Consider the following 14,087-nt stretch of genomic DNA (forward strand, 5'->3'; position numbering starts at 1 on the left):
ATTGAGTGACACAGATTTCTAAACACTACCCTTATAATCTCAAATAAACAAAACCCTAGGTTAGTTAACTAACCTAGGGTTTTTATTTAAATCAATTGAGATAAGTTAGGCCTAGTCTTCAAAATGCTTCGCTGCGTTTTCGGTTGCACCATCTATATGGTTTTTCATTGCAAGTCGTGCACGCTCACTGTCACGATTTGCCAAGGCTTGATATATTTTTCTGTGAGCTTCAATTGACGGGTGAATACCTTCTTGACGAATTTTTTCAAAAAACGCAGTACTACGATAAGCTTGATTACGAGCTTCCCATAACCATTTAACCGTTTTATACATTGCGGTGTTTTGAGTCGCTTCGGCAATAATTAAGTGGAATTCACTATCTGCTTCTTCACAAGCGCTTGGGCTATCTTTAGAGTTTTCCATTTTGATCAAAGCAGCTTCAAGTCTATCTAACTGTTCATCTGATATACGCTGAGCCGCGATCGCACACATCTCAGATTCCAAAATGTAACGCATTTCTAGGTTTTCAAACGGGCCAATTTCATCATCTGATGCGTCTAAGTCTTTCTTTACTGGCGCAGTCGCGACATAAATGCCAGAGCCTGTACGAATTTCGATTAAACCAGCTAACTCTAACGCAATCATCGCTTCACGAATAGTTGGGCGGCTTACGCCTAGCTTTTCTGCCAACGCTCTTTCAGCCGGAAATCTTTCGCCTGGTTTAAATACACCTTGCTCAATAAGCTCTTTTAATTGGCCTGCAACTTTAATATAAAGTCTCTCGGTGGTTATTACCTTAAATGCGTCAAATTTCGACATACTTACAAATCTCTATCTTAGCTAGCCGGCCTTGGCCAAACTATCAATTGTTACTCAGTTAAGCTATTTTACCAATTTGCCAATTAATTACAAAAGTATTATTTAACTGGCTTTTTAGTTAACAATTAGCAGAAATTTGCTCTAACCATGCTTGCTTGTATGCCTGTATGTCATTCAGTTTACTAACGCTAGCGATACTGGTGTTAACTTGCAGGTCAACCGCGCCCCAATTTGTTAGAGCAGCTGTTCCGGCCACTGTACCTGTGTCGTCCATCGACAAGTAGACGGTTTGCTCAGGGCGTAGTTGCCCGATTAATCCACACAATAATGGATTTTTCAAAAACGCACCTTCAATATAAATGTCACCTTGGGCATCTAATTGGCTTAATTGGTAATCTACCAATAATGCTGTGTACAAGGTTGCTATCGCTACCCCTTTGTGGTTTTTATAATCACCAACAAAACTTGCTTTAGCATCACCAAATGGTCCACTGCCGCCCGCAAAATTAGGTAATGCAAACACTTTGCTGTTGATAACCGCTTGCAAATCTTCAGCGGTAAAAGCGTCTGCCACATCACAGCCTGTTTGTTGACAAATTTCGCCAAATTCACGTCCACCCATAAAACGAGCACAGGCAATAGGTGTACCTAACGCATCTATATTTGCCAACATGTCTTTAGCTGGATTTAAATTACTGACTGAAACTTGTGACGCCATAGTAATGGTCCAAGTACCAGTTGATATAACAGTAAATGGTTGTGAGCCTTGAGTTAAACGATAACGTAAAAAGCTTGCGTTGCTATCGTGCAAACCATTAAATACAGCGCAGTCTGCCGGCAAACCTAGTTCAGCAGCCAGTTCGGCTTTTACTGTGCCACAATTTTGCCAAGCTGGCTCTAACGGTGGGAATTTGTTTTTACAGTCAAGCGCATCAACTAAGCTAGACAATTGGTTTTGCTCTATGTCCCATAAATCTGTGTGACAACCTAATGAAGTGATCTCAGATGATAAGTGCCCGGTAAACAACCAAATCCAATACTGCGGGTACATTAAAATATCGGTTGCTTGGCTAAATTGCTCAGGGAAGTTTTGTTGCTGCCAATAAAGTTGTCTGCCTAAGTTTAAACCGGCTGGCAAACTTGGTGAACACGTTTGTTTAAAGTCAGGTCTAACTGCCTCATAACCTGTACTGTCAGTATAAATTGTTTCGTATTCGTAATCTAACACAGGTAATACCAGAGCGTTTTCTGGCTCAGCATTCCGGTTAATTAACGCGGCTGTCGCGCCATGTGTGGTAATACTCAAGCTTGTAATCAAATATTGCTCTGCAGCTTGTTTAATTGCAGACTGAAAAAATTGCCAAATAGTAGCCACATCAGAGCTTGGATACTCAGGCGTATCTACCACTTTATTACTTATATGCTGAGAAAAAACCGACGTATAACTTGCGTCTAGCACATGTATTTTGACGTGGGTTTTGCCTATATCCATAACTAAGGTGTATTTTTGGTCATTTTTCTGCATAGGAATACTTCTGTAATTGTCACAATTGAATATAAAGCTAAATCAGTATAAATAGCGATCATCACAATTTATATTGATTTAACTCTTTTAAATTCAACGCGGTAATAAGGATAAATAGCCTCTAGAAAGCTAGAGTCCTGGTTAAATAATAAGGCCCTAATTTATTAGAGCCTTATGATTAAAACGTGTTGAGTTTTCACACTCTAGGAATGTATACCGCTTAAAATTAACTAGCTTGAATAGGCTTAGTATCAACGCTATCAGACTCATCTTCAGCCGAAGATTGAGTCGCAATATAAGCGTACGTTGCTGTTATAAAATAAATGATAGTCGGCACAATTAACCAAGAGCGTGCAGATTCCATATCATTGTTAATATAAGCAGCTAAACCAATTGCCAAACAAGCTATTAGTGAAGCGTAAGATACATATTTTGCTAAAGAAGCCAATACAGGCAACTGAACTGGGCTTGCGGATGCACTAGCTTGTGATTCATTGGCTAAATACTCAGCTTCGGCTTTTTTACGTTTTAACTCAGCAACTTCGGCAATTTTAGATTCTTTGTAACTAGCTTTAGCGCCCATAGCACCTGCTAAGCCTATGTATAAAGCAGTCGCAAATAACCAAATTGGGATCAAGATAAAGAATAGATGCAAAGTACCGCTGCTTTCTAACCAATAAGCCACAGCTAACGAAACCAACCAAGTTGCCAATGCTGCAAAATTAGTTGTGTTGTTTTTGTATTTAGACCAATAACGCGTGAAACCGATTTTTGGGAAAATCCAGTGTTCAGTTACGATAATTGCGCCAACAGGAGCCAACATAATGCCCATGATGCCAACAAAACCTAACAACTGAGAAAATACAAATGGGAAACAAGCAACAATAGTAGTGACCACACCAACAACAACGGTTACTTTTGTACGGCCCCATTTTGAGTTAAGTGAACTGAAGGCTAAACCAGCACGGTAAATAGTTGGGTTAGAGGTTGTCCAACCAGCAATAATTACCGCTAAAATACCGGAGGAACCTAAAGCTTGGAAAGCAACAGAACCTGGGTCTAACTGAGTAATGGTTGTGCCCATTAAAATAGCTGCGCCTGCGCCCATAATACCTGCACAAACCCAAGCCATGTAATGGCCAATAAACATACCTAAAGCTGAGAAGTAACCATAACGAGAACTTTTAGCAAAACGTAATAAGGTCATATCGCCTAAACTGCCGTGCATAGCTAAGTTAGCAATCCAAGCAAATGCAGCAACATGCCAAAAACCAACACCTGCGTCAGGTTGTTGTACCCAAATGGTGTTGTTCGCAATATTTAAGAAATCATCAAAACTAGATAAAGACGCAACACCTGCTGTGCCGTCAACTATTGTTGGCAATAATACTAACGCGCCAACAAAAAACATTAATATCATCCAAGGTGCACAAATTTCCGCAAAAGCGGCTAATTTCTTAAAACCTTTCACCGCCATATAAACAACAATTGCACCTACGCCTAATACAACACCAACAAATCCCAGATTAGTTGGATACCAATTGGTTTGTGGTGGTATGTTAAATAAAACCTGTACGGCTGAAGCGGAAACAGTGATCATAGCCCCTGCGAGTACGCAGAATAAAATACCGTTAATTACGCTATAGACTTTGATGGTGCCAGGACCAGCAATTTTCTCTAGATAAGCGTATAAAGTTAAACGCGTGTCTGTTGCGATAGGCGCAGTAATTAAACCCCAAGTTAATACTGCAAATAGGTTACCTAAAATTAAACCTAATAAAACGTCGTTGGCGCTTACACCCCATGAAACGAATAATGCACCAATAACAAATTCTGTACCTGCAACGTGCTCGCCTGCATAGCTTGCTGCAAATGTTTTAGCTCCTTGAAGCTTATTGGGTGAAACGGCTTGAGTTTCAAATTCTTCGGCTGTTGCCATGTTAGACCTCCGAGCCCTCTTCTTTGAATTTTATTAAATTGAAGACAGCTACTAAAAAGAAAAAAGGCGTCCCTGCCTCAACTACACACACATAAATGAAGGAAGTTTTCCTGTTCCTTCACCAGGGACTACACGATACCAGAGCCACTTTGTCCGTTTGACGGACGATCTTTCGCTACCGCTTGGCGATAACCCGAAGCACGGTAAGTTGCTACAGGGTCAATTGCGCCACCTTTACGTAAACGAGCCATCGCTAAGATAGGAGAAACATCGATATTAAACGCGTGTTTCAACGTATTGCTAGCCATTAATGCATCGTTATCGTTTTGGTATTGAGTTAGTAGTGGTCTGTTAACTAAAAGCGCTGCAACGTATGAACGTTGAACACTTGCAGCAGAATTCATCAAACTCTCAATTGGGTCAGTAACGTTATGAGATTGGTCTAACATGTAGTTAGGGCCAAAACCTTCTTGCTTACGGTATTCTGCATCAACTAATTCATTGAAAATCAGGAATTGTTGATACGGGTGTAAGCTACCGCTATCTAAATCGTCATCACCGTATTTAGAGTCATTGAAGTGGAAACCACCTAATTTCTTGAATTGAATTAAGCGAGAAACAATCATTTCAATGTTAACGTTTGGTGCATGGTGGCCTAAATCAACTAAAGATTTAGCTTGAGGACCTAACTCCATTGCAGCCAAGATGTTTGAACCCCAATCTTGGATGATGGTTGAATAGAACGCAGGCTCGAACATTTTGTGTTCGATGTGCAATTCCCAATCACTTGGTAAACCAGCATAAATTTCTTTCATGCTTTCTAAATAACGCTCAAAAGCACTTTGGAAGTGTTGTTGACCTGGGTGGTTAGAACCGTCACCAACCCAAACAGTCAAAGTTTTAGAACCTAAAGTTTTACCCCATTCAATACAATCTAGGTTGTGTTGAATTGCTAAATCGCGAGATTCTTTAGACGTATTGCTTAAAGAGCCGTATTTGAAGCTATGCTCTTGACCAGCTTGGTCTTGAAATGTGTTAGAGTTAATAGAATCCCACTTTAAGCTCAAGCTATCAGAAAACTCTTTTAATTCTTTAAAGTCATCCACTTTGTCCCATGGGAAATGCGGAGATACACGTTCAGTTGCTTGAGATAAATCGTTGATAACAGCGCTATCTTCTAATTTCTCGAAAATGTTTCTAGGTTCGCCTATGCCAGGGAAACGCGCAAAACGCGTTCCACCTGTTCCTGTACCCCATGAAGGTACAGCGATTTGAAACTCTTCAGCCATAGCAGTGATGTCATCAATATTGATGTCTTCACGCGCTAATTTATTACCCAATGCTTCATAATCTTCTTTAACGAAACCTTCTAACTTAGCGTTTTGTTCAGCGATTAAAGCTTTATCTATACGTGTTGTCATATTAATTATCCTCTCGAATACTCACTTCGTGCTTAACGCAAGAAGGCTTCGTGTAAACCACCGTCTACACTAATTATTTGGCCAGTTGTTTTGCTTAATTGGCCAGAAACCATTAAGTAAGCCGCTTCAGCTTGGTCAGCTGGTGTAATTGGCGACTTAGTTAGCGTACGCTGAGCATAGAAGTTTGCTAGCTTGTCACGTAAATCGTCATCAGAATCCGCTTCAGAAAACTCTACGTTATATTTGGTTAAAGAAGCGATTACACGGTCACGTGGGAACATGGTACTACCTTTAACAACTGTAGCAGGTGCTAAACCATTTACATTAACAAGTGGCGCTAACTCAACCGCTAATTCACGAACTAAGTGGTTAGCAGCCGCTTTTGAAGTATCGTAAGCTAATGAACCTTTCTTAGACACGGCAGCATTTACACTAGTTGTTAATACTAACGCACCTTTTAAGCCTTGAGCTTTCCAAAGTTCGTTTGCTTCAGTACCAACAATATAGCCACCTTTTACGTTAACAGCGAAGCTTACGTCAAATTGTTGATCGTTGCTCATACCAGCTTGACCCGGTGCTAAGAATACACCCGCAGTTACGATAACTTTGTCGATACCGCCATAAGCTAAAGTTACTTTTTCAAACATTTTCTTCACGCTTTCACGATCAGTAATGTTTACTTCAGCCGCAATTGCTGGGCCACAACCAGAAATACCAGAACCAGCTACACCAATACCTTGGCCGTAGATAGCTGTTAATTCGTCTGCGGTTTTTTGTGCAGCTTCACCACGTAAATCAGCACAAACAACGTGTGCGCCTTCTTTAGCAACACGGAAAGCAGTTTCTTTACCAATGCCGTCGCCAGCACCAATTACAACTACGATGTCACGCGCTAATGGCGCTTCTTTTGGCATACGTTGTAATTTAGCTTCTTCTAATAACCAATATTCAATATCAAACGCTTCTTGTTGAGGAAGTGCAGCATACTCGTCGATTGCTTCAGCACCGCGCATTACTTCAACAGCACAGTTATAAAATTCTGCAGTCACACGAGACTCAGATTTGTTTTTACCCCAAGCAACCATACCAACGCCAGGAATCAAACAAATTGAAGGAGACGAAGCACGCTGTGCTGGAGAGTTGTCATGCTTACATTTTTCGTAGTACTCACTGTAGTCTGCTTTATATTTAGCAACACCTTCAGTTAATAACTCTTTTAATTTCTCAACAGAATCAGTTTCTGGGTTCCAATCTACATACAATGGCTTGATCTTAGTACGTAAGAAGTGGTCAGGACATGACGTACCTAAATCAGCTAAACGAGGCGCGTCTGCACTGTTTACGAAACGTAAAATTGTATCGTCTTCTTGAACTGTACCAATTAATTTCTTCTCACCAGACACTAAACCACGTAAGAAAGGTAATACTTCAGCTAATACAGCGTGACGCTTGTCTTCCGCTAAAGTTGCGTACTTTTGACCACCAAAGGTCATTTCACCTTTGTCATGCTCTTCAATATAACGCGCAGCTTTTTCAATAATGTCTAAGCTTAGGTCATAACATTCTTTGTTATCATTCGCCCAGTTAATTACACCGTGGCCCGCTAAAATTGCACCTTTTGCGTTAGGGTAGTCGCGACAGATCTGTTGCAATTTTAAACCTAAATCAAAACCAGGACGTTGCCATTCAGTCCAAACTAACTCGTCGCCCCAAATTTTTTGAGTTAATTCTTTAGAGTTTTTGCTTGCTGCAACAGCAATAACTGAATTTGGGTGCATATGATCAACATGCTTATATGGGATAAAAGCATGTAAAGGAGTATCAATTGAAGTTGCACGAGGGTTCAAATTAAACGTCGCGTGGCGATACATAGCAACCATATCGTCTTCAATTTGAGTTTTTACACCCACTTCATCCGCACTGTTATAAATATCTTGCAGTGCAATTAACTTTTCCATGTATAAAGATGAAAAATTCTCAGGCTTAGATGTTCTTAAGTCACCACCAGAACCTTTTACCCATAAAACTTCTACTTCCTTCCCTGTTAATGGGTCAATCTCGGTTGATTTTGCTGATGTGTTACCACCACCCGTATTGGTAATACGTTGGTCGTCACCTAGAATGTTTGAACGATATACTAATGCTTCTACTGGCGATAAGCCTTCTACTGCAGCATCATCCCAACTGTAATCTACATGGCGAAATTCATCTTTGTTTATAGGCATCTGTGTGCTCCCAATGTCATGAATACTTACTACTACTAAATCATCCAAATATAATACACCACAAACACACACAGTCAAGCACATTCAATCACTTTCAATCACATTAAATAACATTTAGTAAACAAAAGCTTACATACAATTTCAATAAATCTGTCAAAAGAAATTAAATAAAAGTACATAAAAACAGGGGTGTATAGGCTAACTAGTGTATAATCACTCGATAAGATCAAGGTGAAGTTCAAATTTAAAAAACAAATTTCTTTAACACTTGTTAAATTAGAGTGTAGCAAAATATCGAATATAATCAAAACTGATAGATTACTTGCAAAAAAATTGACTGGATAGGTAGGGGATAAGCTTAAACGCCCAAGAATAAACATTGAGCGTTCAAGCTTTTGGCTGAAAATGACTATTTAAGGTCTGTTACTTTTAAGTGGTCCATATCATCGAACTCTTGGTTCTCACCACCCATCGCCCAGATAAAGGTATAGTTAGTTGTTCCAACCCCACTGTGAATAGACCAGCTAGGAGATGCAACAGCAACGCCGCTTTCTAGTGAAAGTGAACGAACTTCTGCGGGCTCACCCATTAAATGGAACACACGCTCATCTTCTGGTAAATCAAAGTACATATAAATTTCAGTACGGCGGAAATGTGTATGTGGTGGTTTAGTGTTCCACACACTACCAGATTTTAGTTCTGTGATGCCCATAACCAACTGACAGCTATCAACAATACCTGGACGAATTGATTGGTGGATTGTACGTTCATTCGAAGTTTCTGGTGAACCTAACTCTAATTTATTGGCAGCACTTTTTGGCACATGAACTGTTTTAGTCACTCTATGTGCGGGGTAAGACACCAAGTAAAATTTAGCTGGGTTGCTTGCATCGTCAGACACAAACTGGACAGACTTAGTTTCTTTAGCCAGATATAAGCTGTCTTTGTTTTCCATTTGGTAAGTTACACCATCGGCCACAATAGAACCTTTACCACCAATGTTAATAACGCCTGCTTCACGACGTTGACAAAAATAATCAGCCGCTAATTCTTTGTGCGTTGGTAGCTCCAGTGCATCAGTTGTTGGTGTAATGCCACCCACTACGCCACGATCAACATCAGTATAGGTTAATTTAACCTCACCTAACGCAAACAACTGCTGGGTAACAAATGCATCACGCAATTCTTGATTGCGCATATCTTTATAGCTGCGAATGTCAGCTGCAAATAAAAAATCCATAATAACTCTCGCTTAATAATGAAAAATAATGACTAATGGCTTATCGAGCCATCCAACCACCATCAACTAACATGACATGACCATTCATATAGTTTGACGCATTGCTGGATAAAAATACCGTCGCGCCAGCTAAGTCTTCTGGTTTCCCCCACTCGCCTGCAGGAATACGCGCAGAAATACTCGCGAAACGTTCAGCGTCTTGACGCAGGTTATAAGTATTGTCGGTTTCGAAATACCCTGGTGCGATGGCATTAACTTGAATATTCGACTGAGCCCATTCATTCGCCAAAGCTTTAGTAATTTGCGCCACACCACCTTTACTAGCAGCGTATGCAGGCACTGTGATACCACCAGAGAAGCTCAACAATGATGCAATGTTGATAATTTTGCCTGAGCCTTGTTTCAACATATGTTTGCCTGCTTCACGGCAAAACTTAAACACACCATTTAAATTAACATTGATCACTTCGTTCCAGTCATCATCTGAAAACTCATGTGCTGGAGCACGTTTAATTGTGCCTGCATTGTTTACCAAAATATCAATGCGGCCGAATTTCGCGATAGTATCATCAATAACCGCTTTAATTTGCTCACCGTCACTTTGGTCACAGCCTAACGCTAAACAGTTAATGTTTTTTTCTTGCAAAATATCGATGGTTTTTGCCACGTTTTCAGGTTTTGAACCAACAGCAACGACAGTTGCACCCGCTTCACCAAGTGCAATTGCCATGGCTTGCCCTAAACCACGGCTTGCACCTGTGACTACGGCAACTTTATCTTTAAGACCGAATTGTTGAGTTAAATATGCTTGCATAATGTTTTCCTATTAAGAAGTTACAATTATCGACCTTAAATAAGGCCAAACGCGCTTGGTAAAAATTCACTTATCGCAGGAAAAATTGTGACCAAAATCAATGCGATAAACATAGCAATGTACAACGGTAAAATGGGTTTGATAATATCGCTAATACTCACCTTACCGATGCTGCATCCAACAAACAGCACACTGCCAACAGGCGGCGTACATAAACCAATAGACAAGTTAAGGATCATCATGATGCCAAAATGCAATGGTGATAAGCCCAACGACTCTGCCACTGGTAGAAAAATTGGCGTAAAAATCAATACTGCTGGTGTCATATCCATAAAGGTGCCGACCACCAACAAAGTAATATTGATAATTAGCAGAATGAGCAGCGGATTTTCCGACAAAGTTAACAATATCTGACTGATTGTTTGTGGAATCGACTCATAAGACATTAACCATGACATTGCTGAAGAAGCACCAATTAGCAACATAACGATTGAAGTGGTATTAACCGTTTTAAGTAAAATTGGATACAAATCTTTAGTGGAAATTTCTCGATAAATACCGACTGATAACGCTAAAGAATACAGCACAGCAACGGCGCCAGCTTCAGTTGGGGTAAAAACACCACCAATAATGCCGCCAATAATTAAGAAAATAAGCAATAAACTTGGAATCGCGCCGATAAACGCTGGCCAGAATGGTTCAATTGATTCAGTAGCTAAAGGTTGAACATTGTTGCGCTTAACATATAGAACAGCAGCCAAGATGAGCGCCAGCGTGACCAACAAACCTGGTAAATACCCAGCGATAAACAATGCGGCGATCGACACTCCACCACTAGCAAGTGAATAAATAATCAGAATGTTGCTCGGTGGTATCAACATACCAGTAGTGGCGGCAGTTACTGTAACAGAGGTACTGAAAGGTTTTTTATAGCCTTCTTTTTCCATTGCTGGGATCATGAAACCACCGATCGCCGAAGTAGCAGCGACAGCTGAACCAGAAATAGATCCAAATAACGCACATGAAATAACATTTACAATTGCAAGCCCGCCTGGTAAGCGACCAACCAACACTTTAGAAAAAGCAATTAAGCGGTGCGCAATCCCACCTTGCCCCATCAAATAACCAGATAAAATAAAGTAAGGAATTGCCAACAAGGCAAAACTGTCTATCCCAGCCGTTAATCGCTGGGCAATTGTCGTGAGTGCCGGTAGAGTATCTACCGTTGCCAACATAGTAACCAGCGTAGCAAAAATGATTGCTAACGCAATTGGCAAATTGATAAGCAATAAAATCGCAAATACACCAAATAGAATTAAACTTGTCATAATTGCTTACGCCTCTTCTTCCAATGGTAACTGGTCATTTTTAACGAAAGTTTCTGCATCCATAAAAAACAAACAGCTATAAATTAAAAACAATATGCCGCTAAGCGGCACCACAGCATAAACAAACGCCATTGGTACGTTTAGCACAGGTGAGAACTGCCCCAACGACCAGGTTAAAAGGACTAGGTTTCCACCACCAACAATCAACACTGCAATCGCAAAAATAGCGACCAAGACTGAACACAAGCGGACGAAAAAAACAGCTTCTTTGGCAGCTAGTTTTTTAACCATTAAATCAAAACCAAGATGACTACTGAGACGATAGGCATACGCTGCGCCTAACAGGCTGACCCAAATTAACAAGAATCGTGCAACCTCTTCGGTAAAAGAGCTTGGCTGGGGTAAAATAAATCGGGTAAGCACTTGCCATGTGACATCAATCACTAGCAACCCCATTAAAACCGCTAAAAATACGCGTAATATTCGGTCGAATTTATTCATGATTAGATGTAATTGCATCGACATCTTCTCCAATCAATTTAATTTTTTGAATCAGGCTATTAATGTTTTCATCGCGGATAGCTCGGTAAATCGGTTGAACACTTTGCTGAAATATTGCTTTGTCTGCTTGCAAAATAGTCACACCAGCTTCAGCTACTTTTTGCAAAGACATTTGCGTAGACTCAGCCCAAATCTTCTTTTGGTATTGAGTTGCTTCATGCATGGCTTGTTGCAGCCAATCTTGTTGTTGCGTCGACAAACTGTCCCACAAATGAGTACCAACAATAATGACATCCGGAATCGAGGTGTGTTCATCTAACAAATAGAATTTGCTCACCTCATAGTGCTTAGAATAATAGAAACTAGGTGGGTTATTCTCGGCACCTTGAACTATGCCTTGCTGTAGCGCCGTATATAATTCACCCCAGCTAACAGGTGTTGCAGCGCCGCCGATGGTGTTAACCATATTTACCGCAGATTGGCTGTTCATTACACGGATCTTCAACCCATTTAAATCGCTTGGCTTTTCTACCTTTTTAGAGGTTGTATAAAAGCTACGACTGCCAGCATCGAAATATCCCAGGCCCTTCACTCGATATCGACTGCCAGAGTCTAACAATTGCTGCCCTAAATCACTTTCGAGAACTTTCCAGTAATGGTCGTGATCATTAAACAAGTATGGCAGACTAAACACCTTCATTTCGGGAACAAATGGTTCAAGAGAGCTTGCCGACACCTTAGTCATACCTAGGGTACCGATTTGGATTAGCTCGATAATTTCCCGCTCTGAACCAAGTTGCCCCGCTGGAAAAATATCCAAGCGCATCTGCCCACCTGAAATATCTTGCAATCGCTTATCCATGAATACTAAAGCCAGATGCACCGGATGCTGCTGGTCAAGTCCATGAGCTAAGCGAATATCTATGACATCTCTTGCCCGCTCTTGCCAATAAATTACTGGCACGACTACCACGATAGCGGTTAATAGGATTATAAATTTAGAAAAGCGACTCATCCTCACCTCAAAATTCAGCATTAAAACAGCAAAAGCAACCGTTTAATTGTGTTCCGTGTACAGAAAGTAATAAAAAAGTTGCTTAAATTTGTTTGAGTAAGATACACAAGTGATTATTATTGACAACATAAGCAATAAAAATCAAGCACAATGATTAATTTTAGTTCAAATACGAATTAAAAAAACCAAAAATTTTACAAAAACACCACACGTCAATCACGAATAGACACATAACAGTCAACAACAATCCATAAATTTCTTTTTACGTCATTTTGTGTTATAATAGCCAATAGACTGTTAACTTTGAGGTTTTGCGAATAGAATATGGATAATGATTTAGACAACACACAAAATAGTATGAATGGGAAGGGGCTTCCAATGCTAGAAAGACATAGACAACAACTAATAAAAGATATCCTAGACCAAGAACAATTCGCAAGCGTTAGAAGTTTAACCGAAAAACTGAATGCGTCTGAAGCAACAATACGCAGGGACATTCTAAAGATGTCAAAGCGTGGGGAGATCCAAAAGATTCGCGGCGGCGCTCAATCAATAAACCCAGCGCCAAGTAAGAAACACATCTCCAGTTCAGCATTTTTTGTTGATAAAGAGAAACACACAGAAACCAAAAAGCGCATTGCTCAGCGCGCGGCTGATTTATGTAAAGATGGCGACTCAATTATTGTCAATGGTGGTAGCTCTACTTATATGATGGGTGAATACCTGCGTGATAAACAATTGAACATGTTAACCAATTCTTTTGTATTAGCCGCTTATATTAGCGAAAACAGCGATATTCAGGTCACACTACCTGGCGGTGAAGTTTACCGCGAGCAAGGGATTATTTTGAGCTCTTATGAAAGAGACAACACAGAATACTACCACAGCACTATGATGTTTATGGGCACACCGGGCATTGGTCAGTTTGGCGTAATGGAATCAGACCCGTTACTCATCCGCTCAGAGCAGCGTTTAATGAAACAAACTGAAAAATTGGTTATTTTGGCTGATAGCACTAAGTTAGGAAAACGCAGTAATTTCATTTTATGCCCGCTAGAAGATGTTGACATCTTAATCACTGATTCAAATGCAGATGCCGAAACCATCCGCCACTTCGAAAAACATGATATTCAGGTTATTGTAGTAGAAGCTGCAGACGACTAACTGAATTTTTTTGTGGTATATGGTTAAACGATATACCACAAACACGCTCCCCTATTAAATTAACCTGAACTTGTTATCCCGAGTTCAGGTTAATTT

11 protein-coding genes are annotated in these 14,087 nt (G+C 40.3%); 1 reads left to right on the forward strand and 10 read right to left on the reverse strand.

Going from position 1 to position 14,087, the window contains the following annotated elements; all coding sequences use genetic code 11:
* Positions 1–111: 111 nt before the first annotated feature.
* From DS2_RS07605 to DS2_RS07650, 10 genes are all read right to left on the reverse strand, one after another.
* Positions 112–819, reverse strand: a complete 708-nt coding sequence (locus DS2_RS07605) for a FadR/GntR family transcriptional regulator (protein WP_051479719.1) — start codon at positions 817–819, stop codon at positions 112–114.
* Positions 820–937: 118 nt separating this feature from the next.
* Complete coding sequence (locus tag DS2_RS07610; protein ID WP_035014113.1) at positions 938–2,344, reverse strand: FGGY-family carbohydrate kinase; 1,407 nt, start codon at positions 2,342–2,344, stop codon at positions 938–940.
* 226 nt (positions 2,345–2,570) lie between these two features.
* Positions 2,571–4,283, reverse strand: a complete 1,713-nt coding sequence (locus DS2_RS07615; RefSeq protein ID WP_035014114.1) for a nucleoside transporter — start codon at positions 4,281–4,283, stop codon at positions 2,571–2,573.
* 128 nt (positions 4,284–4,411) lie between these two features.
* Positions 4,412–5,704 carry an L-rhamnose catabolism isomerase gene (gene rhaI, locus DS2_RS07620; RefSeq protein WP_035014115.1) on the reverse strand — a complete coding sequence of 431 codons (1,293 nt, stop codon included), beginning with the start codon at positions 5,702–5,704 and terminating at the stop codon, positions 4,412–4,414.
* A 32-nt stretch (positions 5,705–5,736) separates the two neighbouring features.
* The gene (locus DS2_RS07625; protein WP_035014179.1) at positions 5,737–7,929 is read right to left on the reverse strand and encodes a bifunctional rhamnulose-1-phosphate aldolase/short-chain dehydrogenase; all 2,193 of its coding nucleotides are present in this window, start codon (positions 7,927–7,929) and stop codon (positions 5,737–5,739) included.
* Between the two features lie 409 nt (positions 7,930–8,338).
* Positions 8,339–9,169: a 5-dehydro-4-deoxy-D-glucuronate isomerase gene (gene kduI, locus DS2_RS07630; RefSeq protein ID WP_035014116.1), complete on the reverse strand. Its 831-nt coding sequence runs from the start codon at positions 9,167–9,169 to the stop codon at positions 8,339–8,341.
* Positions 9,170–9,209: 40 nt separating this feature from the next.
* On the reverse strand, positions 9,210–9,983 hold the full coding sequence (gene kduD, locus DS2_RS07635) for a 2-dehydro-3-deoxy-D-gluconate 5-dehydrogenase KduD (RefSeq protein ID WP_035014117.1): 774 nt from the start codon (positions 9,981–9,983) through the stop codon (positions 9,210–9,212).
* Positions 9,984–10,018: 35 nt separating this feature from the next.
* Positions 10,019–11,311: a TRAP transporter large permease gene (locus DS2_RS07640; RefSeq protein ID WP_035014118.1), complete on the reverse strand. Its 1,293-nt coding sequence runs from the start codon at positions 11,309–11,311 to the stop codon at positions 10,019–10,021.
* 6 nt (positions 11,312–11,317) lie between these two features.
* Positions 11,318–11,836: a TRAP transporter small permease gene (locus DS2_RS07645; RefSeq protein WP_035014119.1), complete on the reverse strand. Its 519-nt coding sequence runs from the start codon at positions 11,834–11,836 to the stop codon at positions 11,318–11,320.
* Positions 11,805–12,827: a TRAP transporter substrate-binding protein gene (locus tag DS2_RS07650; RefSeq protein ID WP_035014120.1), complete on the reverse strand. Its 1,023-nt coding sequence runs from the start codon at positions 12,825–12,827 to the stop codon at positions 11,805–11,807. The genes DS2_RS07645 and DS2_RS07650 overlap by 32 nt, the downstream gene beginning before the upstream one ends.
* 378 nt (positions 12,828–13,205) lie before the next feature.
* Here DS2_RS07650 and DS2_RS07655 point away from each other — a divergent pair, with 378 nt between their 5' ends.
* Positions 13,206–13,991: a DeoR/GlpR family DNA-binding transcription regulator gene (locus DS2_RS07655; RefSeq protein ID WP_035014180.1), complete on the forward strand. Its 786-nt coding sequence runs from the start codon at positions 13,206–13,208 to the stop codon at positions 13,989–13,991.
* Positions 13,992–14,087: the final 96 nt, after the last annotated feature.

The sequence above is a fragment of the Catenovulum agarivorans DS-2 genome, assembly GCF_000568405.1.
In the GTDB taxonomy this organism is placed as follows: domain Bacteria; phylum Pseudomonadota; class Gammaproteobacteria; order Enterobacterales; family Alteromonadaceae; genus Catenovulum; species Catenovulum agarivorans_A.

Coding starts and splice junctions, on each gene's coding strand:
- kduI (WP_035014116.1), bottom strand. CDS start 9,169: ATGGATTTTTTATTTGCAGCTGACATTCGCAGCTATAAAGATATGCGC.
- DS2_RS07605 (WP_051479719.1), bottom strand. CDS start 819: ATGTCGAAATTTGACGCATTTAAGGTAATAACCACCGAGAGACTTTAT.
- kduD (WP_035014117.1), bottom strand. CDS start 9,983: ATGCAAGCATATTTAACTCAACAATTCGGTCTTAAAGATAAAGTTGCC.
- DS2_RS07610 (WP_035014113.1), bottom strand. CDS start 2,344: ATGCAGAAAAATGACCAAAAATACACCTTAGTTATGGATATAGGCAAA.
- DS2_RS07615 (WP_035014114.1), bottom strand. CDS start 4,283: ATGGCAACAGCCGAAGAATTTGAAACTCAAGCCGTTTCACCCAATAAG.
- DS2_RS07650 (WP_035014120.1), bottom strand. CDS start 12,827: ATGAGTCGCTTTTCTAAATTTATAATCCTATTAACCGCTATCGTGGTA.
- DS2_RS07625 (WP_035014179.1), bottom strand. CDS start 7,929: ATGCCTATAAACAAAGATGAATTTCGCCATGTAGATTACAGTTGGGAT.
- rhaI (WP_035014115.1), bottom strand. CDS start 5,704: ATGACAACACGTATAGATAAAGCTTTAATCGCTGAACAAAACGCTAAG.
- DS2_RS07645 (WP_035014119.1), bottom strand. CDS start 11,836: ATGTCGATGCAATTACATCTAATCATGAATAAATTCGACCGAATATTA.
- DS2_RS07640 (WP_035014118.1), bottom strand. CDS start 11,311: ATGACAAGTTTAATTCTATTTGGTGTATTTGCGATTTTATTGCTTATC.
- DS2_RS07655 (WP_035014180.1), top strand. CDS start 13,206: ATGCTAGAAAGACATAGACAACAACTAATAAAAGATATCCTAGACCAA.